Origin of the sequence: Actinomycetospora termitidis (assembly GCF_030286555.1) — a bacterium.
GTDB lineage: Bacteria > Actinomycetota > Actinomycetes > Mycobacteriales > Pseudonocardiaceae > Actinomycetospora > Actinomycetospora termitidis.
In genome coordinates, this window is sequence record NZ_JASVWF010000003.1 from 947,807 (window position 1) to 964,127 (window position 16,321).

General features: G+C 75.5%; 14 protein-coding genes. 5 read left to right on the forward strand and 9 right to left on the reverse strand.

Features of this window, described 5'->3' with window-relative positions; all coding sequences use genetic code 11:
- Positions 1 to 62: 62 nt before the first annotated feature.
- From QRT03_RS18040 to QRT03_RS18050, 3 genes are all read right to left on the reverse strand, one after another.
- Positions 63 to 2,507 carry a HelD family protein gene (locus QRT03_RS18040; RefSeq protein ID WP_286054321.1) on the reverse strand — a complete coding sequence of 815 codons (2,445 nt, stop codon included), beginning with the start codon at positions 2,505 to 2,507 and terminating at the stop codon, positions 63 to 65.
- A 137-nt stretch (positions 2,508 to 2,644) separates the two neighbouring features.
- Complete coding sequence (locus QRT03_RS18045) at positions 2,645 to 3,676, reverse strand: MBL fold metallo-hydrolase (protein WP_286054322.1); 1,032 nt, start codon at positions 3,674 to 3,676, stop codon at positions 2,645 to 2,647.
- Positions 3,677 to 3,680: 4 nt separating this feature from the next.
- On the reverse strand, positions 3,681 to 4,418 hold the full coding sequence (locus tag QRT03_RS18050; RefSeq protein ID WP_286054323.1) for a pyridoxamine 5'-phosphate oxidase family protein: 738 nt from the start codon (positions 4,416 to 4,418) through the stop codon (positions 3,681 to 3,683).
- Between the two features lie 458 nt (positions 4,419 to 4,876).
- Between QRT03_RS18050 and QRT03_RS18055 the strand changes: the two genes are divergently transcribed.
- Entirely contained in the window at positions 4,877 to 6,253 is a 1,377-nt protein-coding gene (locus QRT03_RS18055; protein WP_286054324.1) for a heparin lyase I family protein, read from the forward strand.
- A 95-nt stretch (positions 6,254 to 6,348) separates the two neighbouring features.
- Here QRT03_RS18055 and mihF read toward each other — a convergent pair whose 3' ends face one another.
- Complete coding sequence (gene mihF / locus QRT03_RS18060; protein WP_286054325.1) at positions 6,349 to 6,660, reverse strand: integration host factor, actinobacterial type; 312 nt, start codon at positions 6,658 to 6,660, stop codon at positions 6,349 to 6,351.
- A 336-nt stretch (positions 6,661 to 6,996) separates the two neighbouring features.
- Here mihF and QRT03_RS18065 point away from each other — a divergent pair, with 336 nt between their 5' ends.
- Positions 6,997 to 7,896: a DUF4190 domain-containing protein gene (locus QRT03_RS18065; RefSeq protein ID WP_286054326.1), complete on the forward strand. Its 900-nt coding sequence runs from the start codon at positions 6,997 to 6,999 to the stop codon at positions 7,894 to 7,896.
- A gap of 61 nt (positions 7,897 to 7,957) precedes the next feature.
- On the opposite strand, the gene QRT03_RS18070 is transcribed toward QRT03_RS18065, so the two are convergent.
- From QRT03_RS18070 to QRT03_RS18085, 4 genes are read right to left on the reverse strand one after another with little or no spacing between them, the layout of a single operon-like run.
- The gene (locus tag QRT03_RS18070) at positions 7,958 to 8,665 is read right to left on the reverse strand and encodes a class I SAM-dependent methyltransferase (protein ID WP_286054327.1); all 708 of its coding nucleotides are present in this window, start codon (positions 8,663 to 8,665) and stop codon (positions 7,958 to 7,960) included.
- Positions 8,655 to 9,605 carry a lysophospholipid acyltransferase family protein gene (locus QRT03_RS18075; RefSeq protein ID WP_286054328.1) on the reverse strand — a complete coding sequence of 317 codons (951 nt, stop codon included), beginning with the start codon at positions 9,603 to 9,605 and terminating at the stop codon, positions 8,655 to 8,657. Before QRT03_RS18075 ends, QRT03_RS18070 begins: the two co-directional genes overlap by 11 nt.
- The gene (locus tag QRT03_RS18080) at positions 9,602 to 10,471 is read right to left on the reverse strand and encodes a GNAT family N-acetyltransferase (protein ID WP_286054329.1); all 870 of its coding nucleotides are present in this window, start codon (positions 10,469 to 10,471) and stop codon (positions 9,602 to 9,604) included. Before QRT03_RS18080 ends, QRT03_RS18075 begins: the two co-directional genes overlap by 4 nt.
- Positions 10,468 to 11,670: a glycosyltransferase family 4 protein gene (locus QRT03_RS18085; protein WP_286054331.1), complete on the reverse strand. Its 1,203-nt coding sequence runs from the start codon at positions 11,668 to 11,670 to the stop codon at positions 10,468 to 10,470. Before QRT03_RS18085 ends, QRT03_RS18080 begins: the two co-directional genes overlap by 4 nt.
- A gap of 318 nt (positions 11,671 to 11,988) precedes the next feature.
- Between QRT03_RS18085 and QRT03_RS18090 the strand changes: the two genes are divergently transcribed.
- From QRT03_RS18090 to QRT03_RS18100, 3 genes are all read left to right on the forward strand, one after another.
- The gene (locus QRT03_RS18090) at positions 11,989 to 12,942 is read left to right on the forward strand and encodes an SAM-dependent methyltransferase (protein ID WP_286054332.1); all 954 of its coding nucleotides are present in this window, start codon (positions 11,989 to 11,991) and stop codon (positions 12,940 to 12,942) included.
- Positions 12,943 to 13,143: 201 nt separating this feature from the next.
- Positions 13,144 to 13,551 (forward strand): transglycosylase family protein, encoded by a 408-nt coding sequence (locus QRT03_RS18095; protein ID WP_286054333.1) that lies wholly within the window; start codon positions 13,144 to 13,146, stop codon positions 13,549 to 13,551.
- Between the two features lie 32 nt (positions 13,552 to 13,583).
- Positions 13,584 to 15,221, forward strand: coding sequence for an FAD-binding dehydrogenase (locus QRT03_RS18100; RefSeq protein WP_286054334.1), 1,638 nt, complete (start codon positions 13,584 to 13,586; stop codon positions 15,219 to 15,221).
- Between the two features lie 4 nt (positions 15,222 to 15,225).
- Here QRT03_RS18100 and QRT03_RS18105 read toward each other — a convergent pair whose 3' ends face one another.
- Positions 15,226 to 16,260 (reverse strand): hypothetical protein, encoded by a 1,035-nt coding sequence (locus QRT03_RS18105; protein WP_286054335.1) that lies wholly within the window; start codon positions 16,258 to 16,260, stop codon positions 15,226 to 15,228.
- Between the last annotated feature and the right edge of the window lie 61 nt (positions 16,261 to 16,321).

Consider the following 16,321-nt stretch of genomic DNA (forward strand, 5'->3'; position numbering starts at 1 on the left):
AGCGGAGGCCCCCGCTGCGCCGACCGCCCGGTAGTGCGCCGCCGACGGGCGTGTCGGCCCCGTCAGGCCAGCGTGGAGAGCACCGCGGGCAACGCCCCGGGGTGGACCACGTCGAGCGAGCGCGTGGCCCGGGTCAGGGCGACGTACAGATCGTTGAGCCCCCGCGGCGACTCGGCGACCAGGCCCTCCGGATCGGCCAGGACGACCGCGTCGAACTCCAGGCCCTTCGCGTCGGACACCGTGGAGACCACCACGGCCACCTCGAGGTCGGAGCCGCCGCGCTCGTCGGCGGCGTCCTCACCGAGGAGCCCGTCGGCGCGCAACCGCTCCGCCAGCGCCGCGACCCGGGTCCCCGGGGCCAGCACGGCGACGCGGCCGTTGCCCTCGGCGTCGACCACCTCGTCGACCGCGGCCCGCGTCGTCGTCGCGACCTGGTGGACGAGGGCCTCGACGTCGTCGGCCGGCACCCCGACCGCCCGCGGCGGGACACCCGACTCGCGCACCGACTCCGGCGGGGTCTGCCCCGGGTCGATGACCGCCAGGACCTCGGCGGCGACCGCCGCGATCTCGGCGGGGGTGCGGTAGTTGACGGTCAGCGCCTCGCGGCGCCAGCGTGCGGCCACGTAGGGCGAGAGGACGGAGTGCCAGGACGAGGCACCGTCGCGCGCCCCGGTCTGGGCGACGTCGCCGACCAGGGTCATCGAGCGGCTCGGGCAGCGGCGCATCAGGACGCGCCACGCCATCGGCGAGAGCTCCTGCGCCTCGTCGACGATCACGTGCCCGAAGGTCCAGGTCCGGTCCTCGGCGGCGCGTTCGGCGGCGCTGGCCCAGCTGCCCTCGCTGCTCCGGTCGGCGAGCACGGAGGCGTCGACGACGTCGGTGGGCCGCAGCAGCTCCGGGTCCCAGTCCTCCTCCATCGCGAGGATCTCCAGCACTCCGGCGGCGTAGGCCTCGTCCGCCTCCCGCTTGCGCTCGGCGCGCTCGCGCTCGGCGGTGTCGTCCTCGCCGAGCAGCTCCGCGGCCTCGTCGAGCAGCACCGCGTCGGCCGGGGTCCACCACTGCGGGTCGAGCGGGTGCCGCGGGCCGGTGTCGCGGTGCAGCAGGTCCCGGTCGGCGTCGGACCAGCCGCGCGTGGCCGCCGTGATCCGCTTCCGGTCGGTGTAGAGGTCGGCCAGCAGCTGCGGCGGGGTGAGCGTCGGCCAGAACCCGTCGAGGGCGGCGATCAGGTCGGCGTCCTCGCGCATCGTCTGCCGGATGTCGGCGAGGTCGCCGCGGTCGAGCAGCCGCAGGTCCGAGTCCGGGACCTCGGGGTGCGAACCCTGGGCGCTGATCCGGTCCCGCTCCCGGCGCGCGAGCAGGTCGATCGCCTCGCGGACGAAGGTGCGCTTCGCGTCGTTGTGCGGCCGCCGGGTGCGGCGGGCCCGGGTGCGGGCCTGGGCGACGAGGTCCCGGTCGATCTCGACCGGCTCGCCGTCGACCACGAGACGGACCGGCCGGCGGGGCAGCTCCTGGCGGTCCCGGACGGCGGCGGCGAGCACCTTGGACAGGTCCTCGGCGCCCTTGCGGGCGGCGCGCTCCGGCGCCTCGTGCCCGCGCGCGGCCAGCCCGGGGTAGAGCTCGCCGACGGTCTGCAGGAGCACCGACGTCTCCCCGAGCGACGGCAGGACCTGCTCGATGTAGCGCAGGAAGGTCGGGTTCGGCCCGACCACCAGGACGCCGCGCTTCGCGAGTTGGCGGCGGTGCGTGTAGAGCAGGTACGCGGCCCGGTGCAGCGCGACCGCCGTCTTGCCGGTGCCCGGCCCGCCCTCGACGACGAGCACGCCGTTCACCCCCGAGCGGATGATCCGGTCCTGCTCGGACTGGATCGTCGCGACGATGTCGCCCATCCGACCGGTGCGCCCGGCGCCGAGCGCGGCGAGCAGGGTCGCCTCGCCCGTGAGGCCCTGCCGCTGGTGGCCCCGCGACGCGGCCGCGGCCGCCTCGCGCAGGTCGAGGATCTCGTCGTCGACCGCGAGCACCCTGCGGCTGCGGGTGCGCAGGTGGCGACGACGGCGGATGCCGTCCGGGTTCGCGGCCGTCGCGGTGTAGTACGGCCGGGCGACCGGGGCCCGCCAGTCGATGAGCAGCGGCTCGTAGTCGTGGTCCTCGTCGAGGAGCCCGAGCCGGCCGATGTAGACCGTCTCCTGGTCGAATCCCGGCGTCTCGGGGTCCGCGTCGCCCGTCAACGCCTCCGGCTCGACGTCGAGCCGCCCGAAGCACAGGCCCTCCTCCACCGCCGAGAGCGTGGCGAGCTGCTCGGAGTACATCGCGGCCGCCGCGTCGCGCTCCGAGACCGCCTGCGGCGTCCCGGTGGTCTCGTCGCGCAGCACGCGGGCGAGCAGCTCCGCGGTCTCCTGGCGACGGACGTCGAGGCGCCCGTAGAGCATCGAGACGTAGGGCTGTTCGGCGGCGACCGGATCCGGGTCCGGTTCGACCTCCGGCGCGGCGGGGGACGCGGGGTGCGACAAGGACGACCTTCGTTCGCGCTCGTGTTCGGCGATGACGGACCATCGAGGATAGCCGTCGCGCGTGACGGGACCGGTGTCCTCGGCGGGCTCCGGCGTCCGGCCCCGGGACTCGGGCCCCGGGACTCGGGCCCCGGGACTCAGGCCCCGGGCACCTCGTGCCGGTGCACCCCGGCCTCGTCGGCGACCCGGGTGACCCGCCCCTGCGCGGCGAGGACCTCGAGGTGGGCGTCGGTCTCGAGGATCGCGAGCACCTGGTGGAACGGCTCCAGGTCGACCAGCTTGGACTCCCGGCGGGTCCACGTGATCGCGCCGGCGACTTCCGCGGCCGAGGACGTCCCGTCCTGCACCGCTCGCTCGATGGTGTCCAGCCGGGCCGCGTGGTGGTCGAGCAGCTCGTCGACCCGGGCGTGCACGCTGGGCGCGACCGGCCCGTGCGCCGGGAGCAGGCGACGGTCCGGGCGCTCGCGCAGCCGGGCCAGCGAGGTGAGGAACCGCTGCAACGCCCCGGGACGCGGCGCCGGCTCGAAGCCGATCGAGGGCGTGATGTGCGGCAGCACGTGGTCCCCGGCGAAGAGCACGTCGTCGGCCTCGAACACCAGGTGTCCGCGGGTGTGCCCCGGGGTCTCCAGCGCGGTCAGGACGGTGTCGCCGACCGCGATCTCCTCGGCGTCGACGATCCAGTGGTCGGGGGCCGCGTAGTCCACGTACTCCTCGTCGGCGGTGCCCCCGGGTCCACCGGCGACCAGGTCGGCCAGCGCCGCGGCCCCCGCGGCGCGCAGTCCGGCGACCTGCGGCGCGAACGGGCCCGGCCGGCTCTCCATCGCCGCCATCGAGTCCTGCTCACCGGCGCCCAACGCCACCGGCACGCCCAGCTCGCGGCGCAGCGCGACGGCCTGCGTGTAGTGGTCCCGGTGCATGTGCGTGACGAGGAAGCGCCGGATGTCGCCGAACCCGGCGCCGCGCCCGGCGAGCGCCTCGGCCAGCAGGTCGCGCGAGCGGCTCAGCGTCCAGCCGCCGTCGACGAGGGTCAGCCCGGGCCCGTCGTCGAGCACGTAGACGTTGACCGCACGCAGGGCGTCCGAGGGCAGCGGGAGGGGCACCCGCAGCACGCCCGGGGCGACGGGCTCGGGTTCGGGACGGCTCCAGGCGTGGCGGTCGGCGGTGCTCATCCGATCAGGATGCCGCGCCCGCTCCCTCGCGCTCGCCGGACGGGGCGGGCTCGTCGCCGAGGTCACTCTCGAGCCGCCGGCCCGGCAGCTCCGCGCCGGCGGCGTCCTCGGCCTCCTCGGCGCGACGCGCGGCCGCGGACCCGAAGAAGTCGCCGCCCTTGGGCGCGGCCGCGTCCGTGCCCCAGCGCCGGCGCCGGTCGGTGGGCACCATCCGCGGGATGTGCTTGCGGCAGTGGATGTAGGCCTCCTCGACCTCCACCACGACCCACAGCTCGGCCCGGCGCCCCGGGGCGGGGTCGACGGGCAGGTCGGGGTACTCGTCGCGCAGCTCCGCGTCCTCGACGACGCGCGCCGTCCCGTTCACGTGCAGGCCGATGAGGTCCTCGACGAAGTCGACCATGAGGATCCCGACGTGCGGGTTCTCGGCGATGTTGCCCAGGCTCGCCAGCACGCCGTTGCCGCGGTACTCCGGGTAGGCCACGTGCCGGTCGTCGAGGACCTCGACGAAGCCCTCGGGTCCAGCGCGCAGCGAGTTGTCGCACTCCCCGTGCCCGTCGGAGGTCGCGACGAACATCATGCTCATCCGCTGGACGAACTCGATCATCGTCGGGAGCAGACGGTCGCGGACCTGGTCGCCGTAGAAGCGCTCGGCCCGGTTCACGGTCCCGAGACGTTCCTGCAGCCGGTGCTCGCCACGTGAACCGGGGAGCAGGTCACGCGGATCCAGGGCAGCGTCGGTCATGGTCCTCGTCTCGCGTCGGGGGTCGCGTGTCGGGGTGTGGATCGCCTCGGCGGCGATGGTACGGACACCGACCATCGGCTCCGACCTGGGCGTCGGCGCACCGGAGGCCGTTCGGAGCAACTTGAGAGTGACGTGCATCACTCGCACGTCGACCGGTTCGTCGTGACCAGCGCGTCTCACGGCCGCGACCCCGCCGTGAGCAGCGAGAACGTGACCGTTTCGTGATCCGGACCCTCGCGCGCGTCCCCGCGCCCGCACGGTGGACCGACGCGGGGATCCCTACGGTGGTTCCCGGCAGGCTCCCCAGCGGCGCCGGCCCCGGACTCGAAGCGCCCACCTGTCCCGGCGAGCCCGGCCCCCCGAACCCGTGTGGGACAGGTGGACGCACCGCGACGACGCGGTACCGGCTCGCTCCCCCTCGACCGGGTCCCGCGCGCCACGACCGAGGACATCCACGCATGGCTCGACACCGCTCCGGGTCCGACGCGACCCCGCGCACGGGGTCGTGGCCCGCGGCACTGGACGCCCCGCCCGCGGGCCCGCGTCCGGTCGCCGGGCGACATCGCCACGACCCGGCCACGAACCCGCTCGACCTCGCCGCGATCGCCCGCGCCGCCGCCGAGGCGCGCGAGGGGACCCCGGGGCGCCGCGCCGCGGTCGCGGAACACACCGCCGTCGCACCCACCGGCGGCACGCCCACCGCCGGCGCACCCACCGCCGTCGCACCCACCGCCGGCGCGCCCACCGCCGTTGTGCCCGCCGCCGCCGCACCCACCGCCGTGGCCCCGCCGCTCACGGCGCCCCGGACCACGGCCTCCCCGACGGCGGCGACCCCGGCACCGCGCACCCCGGTACCGCACGCTCCGACACCGCACGCCATGGCGGCGACCCCGGCACCGCGCACCTCGGGTCATCGCGCCCCGCGGTCCCGCACGTCGACCACCACGCGGGCGGCCGGGGCCCTCGCCCTGTTCGGCGCCCTCGCCGGCGCGAGCGTGGCCGCCGCCAGCACCGGCCCGGCGTTCCTCGCCGACCCGCCGGCCGACACCGGGGAGCTGCAGCGTCCGGACACCCTCGCGGTGGCCCCCGCCGGGGTCTCGGAGTCGGTGGCCCCGCGGGTCGCCCCGCACACCACCGCGCCGGCCCCGACGACCGAGGCGCCCGCCACGACGACCACGACGAAGGCGCCGGTCGACGACGGCCGGACCCTGTGGTCCGCCGACTTCCGCACCGCGGGGATGAAGAACTTCAAGTCCACGCCGTGGAACAACCAGGGCGCGAAGTCGCCGACCCTGGCCGGAGGTCTGCTGAACTTCCTCATGCCCGGCGGCGGGAAGCGCTCCGAGGTCGAGCCGGACTTCAAGAGCCTGTCCGAGGGCGACGAGTACTACTTCGGGTTCTCGGTGCGCCTCGCTCCGGACTTCCCGGCGAACACCTCCGACTGGCAGGTGATCACGCAGTTCAAGAACGACGGCACCGGCACCCCGCCGCTGGAGCTCAAGGTCCAGGACGGCAAGTTCCTCATCGACGGCGACGGCGGCGGGTTCTCCAAGGAGGTCGGCGCGGCCACGCCCGGCCAGTGGACCCACATCGTGCTCAAGGTGAAGTTCTCGGCCTCGGACGGGACCGTCAGCGCCTGGCAGGACGGCGTGCAGCGCTTCGCGGACTACGCGCCGCCCTCCGGGACGATGTACGAGGGCAAGGACAGCTACGTCAAGACCGGCATCTACCGCGACAGCTCCATCGGCCAGGCCGGGAAGCTGTCGTTCGGCAGCTGGGCGATCGGGACGAGCCTGGGCTCGGTGAGCAAGGACCTGCCGGCCGGCAGGGACTGACAGGGACGGACGGGGACTGATCCCGCACCCTCCACACGACGACGACGGGCCCGGTCACCTCGCGAGGTGACCGGGCCCGTCGTCGTGAACGGCTCTCAGCCGAGGGCGCTGACGAGCGCCTCCTTCTGACGGGCGCCGAGGCCGGCGACGCGCCGGTCCTCGGGGATGCCGGCCTGCTCGAGCACCGCGGCGGCCTTGGCCGGGCCGTAGCCGGGCAGGGCGCGCACGAGCTGCGAGACCTTGGTCTTGCCGGCGATCGGGTCCTCCTTGCCGCGGTCGAGCACGGCCGGGATCGTCTCGTCGCCGCTCTTGATGCCGGCGAGCAGGGCCGAACGGGCCTGACGAGCCTCACGCGACTTGGCCTGGGCGGCCTCGCGCTGCTCGGGGGTCAACGTCGGGAGTGCCATGGGAGTCTCCCTCTCTCCTCACCTGCACAGGTCGTGGATGGTGCCATCGTGGACGGTGACCGTCGTGACGACGGGCCACGACACACCATGTCGCACCGCGTGTCGGTGGACGTCGGCGGGGGCAGGTGGTCGGCCCCGACGACTCCGACGGTTGCGGGACCGTACACGCCGTCCGTCGGGCACCACGGGCTGACCTGCTGTTATCGCGGAGCGTGATATTTACTAGGCCATACGAGTGGCAGATGTCGGATTTGCTTGGCAGTGAGTTAGACGAAGAGTGACGGTACTCCCGTGCCCGGCGCCACCGAGGCGCCACCGCAACGAGGGAGAACCGTCATGACCCAGCAGGCCGACCCCCGCGCCCCGATGATCGACACCTCGGTCGACGCCGACGTCACCACCCCCGCCGGCGGCACACCCGTGGCTCCGCCCTCGGGGTGGCCGCCGCCCGGCGCGATCCCCCAGCAGCAGGGCTACGGGCAGCCCGGGCCGACCACGGCGATGCCGGTGCCGCCGCCCGCCGGGCCGATGGTCCAGCCGCCGCTGAACACGCTGTCCTGGCTCTCCGTCGTGTCCGCGTTCGTGGTCTCGCCGGTCGCGATCGTGCTCGGCGCGATCTCCCGCCGGCAGATCGCGCGGACCGGCGAGCGCGGCAAGGGCCTCGCCACCACGGGCATCGCCCTCGGCATCGTCTTCACGATCATGGGCATCGTCTCGACGATCATGGTGCTCTCGATGGTCACCACCGTGACCTACACGCCGGCGCCCGCCCCGGTCGCCGCGGCGCCGGTCCCCGCCGCGAGCGTCCCCTCCGCCCCGGTGACGGGCGGGACGGGCACCACCGGCACCGGCACGACCGCCGGTGGCGCCACGGGCGCCGAGACGGCCGGACGCGCCCAGCTGCTCTCGGGCTGGCTGGACGTCGCCGCGGCCGACGCCACGCTCAGCGAGAACCTGGACCAGCACAGCGGCGACCTGGACGCCATCAAGGCCGACGTCGCCACCTACCGTGACGAGCTGCAGCGCTTCCGCGACACGGCGTCGACGGTCCAGCTGTCGCCCGAGCTGCGGTCGCAGGTCGACAGCCGCATGCTGCCGGCGGTCGACCAGGTGCTGACCGACCTGAACACGATCGTCAGCTCGTCCAGCTCCAGCAAGGTGCAGGCCGCCGCGTCGGCCCTGAGCGACGACGCCACCGCCATGGCGAACGAGGTCACGGCCGTGATCGGCGGCTGACCCGGGGGGGAGGGACCGGCCCGGTGCCGGGAGCGTCAGGGCTCCCGGTGCCGGGCCGGTGTCATGTCCGGGCCGGGTGCGCCGCGCGGTGCACGATCGCCGGCGGCAGGTTGCGCCACACCGTCGGCGTGGTCGTCACCTCGCCGAAGAGCTCACGCAGCTCCCGCTCCAGCGCCCGCGCCGGGGCGGCCCAGCGGGTGAAGGTGTAGCCGAACTGCACGAGGACCCCGCCCCGGGCGAGGGTCGAGGCCACCACGGGCAGCAGCGAGTCGTCCCGGCCGGGCCGGGTCGCGGACCAGCCGAGTCCGCTGACCACCACGTCCACGCCGCCGGTGGACGGCAGGCCGCGCACCGCGAGCAGGGTGGGCAGCTCGGCGACGTCGGCCGGCACCACCTCGACGGCGGGCAGCCGCTCCGCGAGCCGGTGGGCCAGCGCCGGGTTCAGCTCGACCGCGAGGTGGCGTCCGCGCCCGCCGAGGCGTCGCGCCAGCTCGTGGGTGAACGCCCCGGACCCGGCGCCCAGCTCCACGACGACGGGTCCGCCGGCCCCTCCCCCGGGCGGGCGCGGGGAGGGCACCCCGTCGGCCGGCGGCGCGCCCTCCGGCCCCAGCGCCGCGTCGGCCACGGCCCGGGCCAACGCCGACGAGCTGGGCCACACCGAGGCCGTGGCCACGGGGGCGCGCACGAACTGGGCCGCGAAGCGGGCGTCGTCGCGCCAGTCGCGGGTCGGTACCTCGACCCGGGCGGGGTCCGCGGGGTCAGGCGGCACGGGTCACCTCCGAGCGCCGCACCGTCTCCGCCACGCGGGCCGGCGGGGCCGGGGCGTGCACGGCGGGCAGCGGGCGCGCGTCCGGATCGGGGGTGGGCAGGGCCGCGGTGACCGCGGACGCGGCCCGCCGGGCACATCCCCGGCGTGCCGGCTCGGCCCCCGGGAGGTCCCCGCCCTCGAGCGCACCGGTCCAGCCCGGCAGCACCCGGACGGTGAGCAGCGTGCGGGGCGCTCCGGCGACACGGATCAGGGAAGACAGCAGGTCGTCGTCGCCGACGAAGGCCGCGGACGCGTCGGGGGACCCGTCGGCGTCCGCGTAGGCGAGGGCCACCGGCACCATCGGCGCCCCGGCGTCGAGCGCGGCCTGGAACGCCGCCGGGCGGAAGCGGCCGAGATCGCGACCGCAGCGGGTGGTGCCCTCGGCGAAGACCCCGACCGACCCGCCGGCGCGCAGGGCACCGGCCACGGCCGCGACGGCGTCGGGGAGGGCGCGCAGCCGGTCGCGCTCGAGGAACACGGTGCCGGCGCGGGCGGCCATCGGGCCGATCAGCGGCCAGTCGCGCACCTCCGCCTTCGCCAGCATCCGCACCGGCGACACCTGGTTCAGCGCGAGCACGTCCAGCCAGGAGACGTGGTTCGCGACGACGAGCGAGCCCGGCGCCGGGCGCGGGCCGGTCACCACGGTGCGGACGCCGGCCGCCGCGAGCAGCCGACCGCACCACAGCGCCTGCACGCGGCCGACGAGGGCCGGGCCGAGCAGCGGGGCGAGGAGCGCGACCGGGACGCCGGCGAGCAGGACCACCGCGAGCGCGATCAGGCGCGCCGTCGTCCGCACCCGCCGCCGCAGCCGCGGCCACCCGTCGTCGGGAACGGGGACCGGCAGGCAGGCGGGGGTGCAGGGGGAGGTGGGGAACCAGCCGGAGACCCCGGGGGCGGTCACACGTCCTCCCCGAGCAGGTGGCGCCGCCAGCGCGGGTCGATCGCGGTGTGGTCGAGCAGGACCAGCAGGTCCGCCACGCCGAAGTCGGGGTCGACCGCGGGGGCACCGCCGATCTCGGCGCCGAGGCGCAGGTAGCCGCGCAGCAGCGGCGGGGTCTGCGCGCGGGCCGCGCGACGCCCGTCGTCGGGACCGATCGGGGCCGGGCGGTGCGGGATCACCCGGCGCTCGTCGGGCGCGTAGTGCTTCTCCCGCACCAGCGACCACACCGCACCGGGCAGTTCGCCGTCCGCGGTCAGCGGGACGCTCGCGCAGCCGACCAGCCAGCGGTGCCCGGAGAGGATGAGGTAGCGCCACATCCCGGCCCAGACCAGCGAGAGGACCGTGCCGGTGCGGTGGTCGGGGTGCACGCAGGAACGGCCGACCTCGACCAGGCGCGGGCGCAGGGGGTCGAGGCGGCGCAGGTCGAACTCGGTGTCGGAGTACAGCCCGCCGGCCTCGGCCGCGCCCTCCGGGGTGAGCATCCGGTAGGTGCCGACGATCCGGCCGTCGGTGTCGTCGCGGACCATCAGGTGGTCGCAGAAGGCGTCGAACCGGTCCTCGTCGCGGCCCTCGTCCGCCGCGACGCCGGGCGCGAGGCGGGCGCCCTGCTCGATCGCGAAGACGTCGTGGCGCAGCCGCTGGGCCGCCCGGACGTGCGTGCGCTCCCGGGAGACGAGCAGGCTGTAGCGCTCGGAGGCGCCGGAGTCCCCGGGCCGGGAGATGTCGGGCCCGGCGGGCGCCGGTCCGGCCGGGGCGGCAGGGAGCGTCGCGTCGCGCCCCGTCGACGCGCTCGCCCCGGTCGTGAGCAGGACCTCGGTGCTGGTCATGCCGCGGTGTCTACGGTGCCCGTGCGCCGTTCGGCCGACCCGCGCGTGACGACGCGGTGTGTTCCGCGTGAATCGTCGGCGGTGAGTTCCGTGTAGTGCTCCAGGAGCTCCTCGCAGACGGCGGGCCAGGTGCGGCCGGTGGTGGACGCGCGGGCGGCGAGACCCATGCGGCGCCGGGCCGCGGGGTCGTCCCGCCAGTCCCGCACCCGGTCCCGGATCGCGGTGTCGTCCCCGCCGGGCCCCGCGTCGAACAGCCAGCCGGTGACCCCGGGCTCGACGAGGTCGCGCACCCCGCCCGCGTCCGGCGCCATCACCGGGAGGCCGGTCGCCTTGGCCTCCTGCACCGTCTGGCAGAAGGTCTCGAAGGGGCCGGTGTGGACGAAGGCGTCCAGCGCGGCGTAGGCGGTGGCGAGCTCGGTGCCGCCGCGGAAGCCGAGGAAGGCCGCGTCGGGCATCAGCTCGGCGAGCCGGGCGCGCGCGGGGCCGTCGCCGACGATCACGGTGCGGACGCCGGGCAGCCCGGTGAGGGCGGCGAGGCGCTCGACCTGCTTCTCGTGGGCGAGCCGCCCGACGTAGCCCACCAGCATCTCCCCGCGCGGGGCGAGCTCGCGGCGCAGCGTCGCCGCGGCCGCACCGCCGTCGGTGTGCTCGGAGGCGGGACGGAACCGGGCGGTGTCCACCCCGCGGCCCCACCGGTGCACCCGCGGGATGCCGTGCTCGCGCAGCGCGTCCACCGCCCACGCCGACGGGGCGAGGGTCCGGTCCGCCCGGCCGTGCAGCCGCCGGGTCCAGCGCCAGGCGGCGCGCGCGGTGAGCCCGACGCCGTACGACGCGGCGAAGCCCGCCACGTCGGTCTGGTAGACCGCGACCGTCGGCACCCGGAGCCGGCGCGCCGCCGTGATCGCGCGGGCGCCGAGGACGAACGGCGAGGCCAGGTGGACGACGTCGGGCCGGAACTCCTCGAGCGTCGCCCGCACCGCCGGGGTGGGGACGCCGACCGGCAGGGAGTCGACCAGCGCGAGGTCGAGCGCGGGCACCCGGATCACCGGGGTCCCCTCGACCTCGTCGGGGCCGGCGCCGGGAGCCAGGACGAGCCCCTCGTGACCTCGTCGGTGGAGATGGGCGATGACCTGCAGGACCGAGTTGGTGACCCCGTTGACCTGAGGCAGGAAGGACTCGGTCACGACCGCGACGCGCACGTGATCGACGGTTGCCGCTGTGAGGTCCGGGTGAGCGACGACGACGTGACCTCCCGCGGAACCCTCTCCCAACAGCTCGGACGTCGGGCGGTGTGACGCAGTCGTGATCCCTCACCGTCGGTGTGCGGAAGCCGGGTCACGGCGCGGGACGCGCGCGCACGTTCCGGTCGTCCCGGCGCGCCGGTCACCCTGCGGGGTCGTCCGGGGGCGATTCGACTGGACCGTCCGTGGTGCGGCGTTTGACACCGCCGTGGGCATCCCCGCCTACTACAGCGACATCCAGCCCCCATGGGGAGGGATCGGACGGGAGGGGGTCGGGTGCTCGAGCCGACGCGTCGCCTCCGTCCGGCACCCGTGGCGCCCGCCCCGGCCGTCCCCGGCGGGCTCGCGGAGCGGGGCGCGGCTCCCCGCTCGACGCTCGGGCTACCACCGGGGTCGATCCCCGGCCAGCCCGGCCCGCCGTCGGACGAGCGCGGTCGCGTGGCCGCCGTCGGCTCCTCCCCCGACGAGTTCGAGCAGCCGAGCTCGGCGCGGGTCTACGACTACCTGCTCGGCGGCGCGGCCCACGGCGCGATCGACCGGCAGCTCGGTGACGAGCTGACGGCGGCGCGCCACGACGTGGTCGCCCTGGTGCGGGAGAACCGGGCGTTCCTGCGCCGGGCGGTCCGCTTCCTCCTCGCCGCGGGGATCGACCAGTTCCTCGACCTGGGCTCGGGCGTGCCGACGATGGGCAACGTCCACGAGGTGATCGCCCGCAGCCGGGCCGGGGCGCGGGTCGCCTACACCGACATCGACTCCATCGCCGCGATGCACGGCCAGCAGCTGCTCGCGGCACTGCCCACGGCCACCTACACCGCCGTCGACGTCACCGACGTCGAGGCCGTGCTGTCCGCACCCGGGGTGGCCGGACTGCTCGACCTGCGCCGGCCGGTCGGTGTGCTCGCGTTCTCGGTGCTCCAGCACGTGCCCGGGGACGCGGCCGGCCTCGTCGCGTCCTATCTCTCGCACGTCGTCCCGGGGAGTGCCCTGGCGCTCTCGCACTACACGACCGACGACCCGGGGGCGACCGACCGGATCGAGCGCCTCACCGCCCGCTACGCCCACAGCGACCCGCGGGCCCGCACGCGGGCGGAGGTGGCGGACGTCCTCGCCGGGGTGGACCTCGTCGAGCCCGGGATCACCTGGGCCGGGGAGTGGCGCCCCGAGGCCGGGCGACCGCCCGGTCCGGACGATGCGCGGGGTCACTGGGCCGCCGTCGGCTTCCTGCGCTGAGCATCCGTTCGGCCGATTCAGCCGGACGGGTGTTGCTCCGTTCGCCGCCCACCGCGCGGCACGCGCCACTCACCGCGACATTCCGCGACTCGACGGTCACGCGAGGTGACGATAGGTCTCGGTTCGATTACGGTTCCCGCTGCCGGTCCGCTCCCCACGCATTCCGGCCCGAGTGTCCCCGACTCGACTTGGAGCCGACGTATGTCCGGTCGCCACCGCAAGCCGTCCACGCTGTCCGAGACCACGGGCAGCCTCGCCGTCGCGTCCCTCAAGGTCGGCATCGCCGCCGCGACGGTCACCGCCCCGGTCGCCCTCGCGGGCACCGCCATGGCCGCCCCGAGCGCGTCCGCCTCCCCGGACAGCAACGCCACCTGGGACCGCCTCGCCAAGTGCGAGTCGACCAACAACTGGGACGCGGACACGGGCAACGGCTTCAAGGGCGGCCTGCAGTTCACCGACTCCACGTGGAAGGCCTTCGGCGGCAAGCAGTACGCCTCCAGCGCCGACCAGGCCAGCCGCGAGGAGCAGATCGCCGTCGCGAAGAAGGTGCAGGACGAGCAGGGCTGGAAGGCCTGGCCGACCTGCACCAAGAAGCTCGGGATGCGCTGACCCCCATGCCGTGACGACGGCATGATGACGACGTGACCACCCCGGATGTCGTCGTCGTCGGAGCCGGCCTGGCCGGTCTCGTCGCCACCGCCGAGCTCGCCGACGCCGGCCGCCGGGTGGTCCTGCTCGACCAGGAGCCCGAGGCCTCGCTCGGCGGGCAGGCCTGGTGGTCCTTCGGCGGGCTGTTCCTCGTGGACTCCCCCGAGCAGCGCCGGCTCCGTATCCACGACTCGCTCGAGCTGGCGTGGTCGGACTGGCAGGGCTCCGCGCAGTTCGACGCGACCGGCGACGAGCAGGGCCGCGCGTGGGCGCGGGCCTACGTCGAGTGGGCCGCCGGGGAGAAGCGTTCCTGGTTGCGGGCGCAGGGCGTCCGGTTCTTCCCCGTCGTCGGGTGGGCCGAGCGGGGCTCCGGTTCCCCCACCGGCCACGGCAACTCCGTGCCCCGCTTCCACATCACGTGGGGCACCGGCCCCGGCATCCTCGAACCCTTCCTGCGGCGCGTCCGCGCGGCCGTGGCGGACGGTCGCGTGGAGCTGCGCTTCCGCCACCGGGTCGACCGGCTCGTGACGACGGCGGGTGTGGTCACCGGCGTCGCGGGGGCGGTGCTGGAACCCAGTGACGTGGCCCGCGGCCAGTCCAGCTCGCGGACGGAGACGGGGGACTTCGAGCTCGCCGCCGGAGCGGTCGTCGTGACCAGCGGAGGCATCGGCGGTGACCACGAGACCGTCCGGAAGTACTGGCCGGCGCGGCTGGGGACGCCGCCCGAGCACATGATCTCCGGGGTGCCCGCCCACGTGGACGGCCGCATGATCGGCGTCACCGAGGCGGCGGGCGGCGCGGTGGTGCACCGCGACCGGATGTGGCACTACACCGAGGGCATCGCCAACCACTCCCCGGTCTGGCCGCTGCACGGCATCCGCATCCTGCCCGGGCCGTCGTCGCTGTGGTTCGACGCGACGGGCAAGCGCCTGCCCGCGCCGCTCTTCCCCGGCGCCGACACCCTGGGGACGCTGGCGCACATCCGGCGCACCGGGCACGATCACACCTGGTTCGTCACCACCCAGCGCATCCTGGAGAAGGAGTTCGCGCTCTCCGGCTCCGAGCAGAACCCCGACCTCACCGGCCGCGACATCCGGCTCACCCTGCAACGGGGGCGCCCCGGCCCGACCGGGCCGGTCGGCGAGTTCCAGCGCCGCGGGGCCGACTTCGTGCAGGCCTCGACCCTCGCCGAGCTGGTCGACCGGATGAACGCGCTGACCCCGGAACCGTTGCTGCGCCTCGAGGACGTCGAGCGCCAGGTCCTCGCCCGCGACCGCGAGCTGGACAACCCGTACGGCAAGGACGCCCAGCTCGCGGCGGTCCGCAACGCCCGCGGCTACCTCGGCGACCGGTTGATCCGGGTCGCTCCGCCACACCGGATCCTCGACCCGGCCGCCGGGCCCCTCGTGGCGGTCAAGCTGCACATCCTCACCCGCAAGACCCTCGGTGGGCTGCACACCGACCTGTCCGGGCGGGTGCTGGGCGGCGACGGGTCACCGGTGCCCGGGCTGTACGCGGCCGGGGAGGCCGCCGGGTTCGGCGGCGGCGGGGTGCACGGCTACAACTCGCTGGAGGGCACCTTCCTCGGCGGCTGCCTGTTCAGCGGCCGCACCGTCGGGCGGGCGATCTGACCGGTCAGTTCCGGGCGCACTCGTAGGTGACCGGTACCTCGGCGCCGTGGTCGATCACCTCGAAGTCGTCGACCGAGAGTCCGCCGAAGGTCCGGGCCTCGATGCCGAGATCGGCCCACTTCGCCGTCGAGAACCGGTCGTCGGCGAAGGTCAGGGCGATCTCCCCGCCGTCGGAGAGGTACATGCCGTAGGTCTGCAGGGCCGTCAGCACCACGCGCTGCGGCCCGGTGAACGACGCGGCGTCGAAGGTCGGCTTCAGGCGCAGGTGCATCCCGTACGGCGGGGCGTCCGGACCCGGGTTCTCCGGGCCGCCGGCGTGCGTGGCGGGCGGGACGTACACGCCCGCCTTCATCCGGTCGTTCGGCAGCACGAAGCGCAGCGCGTGGTCGATGCGCCCGCCGGCGACCTCGTCCGCGGTCGGCGTGAGCGCGGCGATCGGGAAGCCGGCCGCGTCGGCGCTCGTGCACTGGGGTCCGCGCAGCTCGTCGGAGTAGGTGCGGTCGAGGTCCCACACGAACATCCCGCCCGCCGTGAGCCCGTCGGCGCTGCCCGTGGCCTGGTAGAGCTCGTAGAGCCGGCGTCCGGCGGTGTCCGCGACGAGCAGGTGACAGTCCTCGTTCGCCGCATCGCAGGTGAGGTCGGAGGAGCCCTCGATCACGGCACCGTCGGGAACGGGCATCTCGGCCGGGACCGGGTCGCAGTCGGGGCCGCCGAAGCAGTAGTCGGCGCTCGGGCCCACCGTGAGGCGCCGGGTCGAGCCGTCGGCGGTGAGCACCGGCATCGCGGTGTCGATCTGCAGGACGTTGCCGTTGCCCCAGCCGCCGGCCGCGTCGAGCGCGGCGAGGATCGCTGGCGAGCGGTCCGAGGCCGGGGTGCGGGACACGTCCTGGGTCCACGGCTGCGGTCCGGCGAACAGGGCGCCCGGGCGGCCCGCGGCCGGCGCCGCGCGCGACGTCGGGGATGCGTCCCGGAACGGGGCGGTGACACTGCAGGCGCCGGCCAGGAACAGGACGATCGCCACCACCAGGGCACGGACCACGCGAGCACCGTAGGCCCGTCGTCGGGACCGAGGACCGGAAAGCCGTAGTGCTCGGCGCGGA

Bases quoted from the DNA above. Each gene is read 5' to 3' on its own strand.
- QRT03_RS18050 (WP_286054323.1), bottom strand. From the start codon at position 4,418: ATGACCGACGCTGCCCTGGATCCGCGTGACCTGCTCCCCGGTTCACGT.
- QRT03_RS18095 (WP_286054333.1), top strand. From the start codon at position 13,144: ATGTCCGGTCGCCACCGCAAGCCGTCCACGCTGTCCGAGACCACGGGC.
- QRT03_RS18080 (WP_286054329.1), bottom strand. From the start codon at position 10,471: ATGACCAGCACCGAGGTCCTGCTCACGACCGGGGCGAGCGCGTCGACG.
- QRT03_RS18065 (WP_286054326.1), top strand. From the start codon at position 6,997: ATGACCCAGCAGGCCGACCCCCGCGCCCCGATGATCGACACCTCGGTC.
- mihF (WP_286054325.1), bottom strand. From the start codon at position 6,660: ATGGCACTCCCGACGTTGACCCCCGAGCAGCGCGAGGCCGCCCAGGCC.
- QRT03_RS18045 (WP_286054322.1), bottom strand. From the start codon at position 3,676: ATGAGCACCGCCGACCGCCACGCCTGGAGCCGTCCCGAACCCGAGCCC.
- QRT03_RS18055 (WP_286054324.1), top strand. From the start codon at position 4,877: ATGGCTCGACACCGCTCCGGGTCCGACGCGACCCCGCGCACGGGGTCG.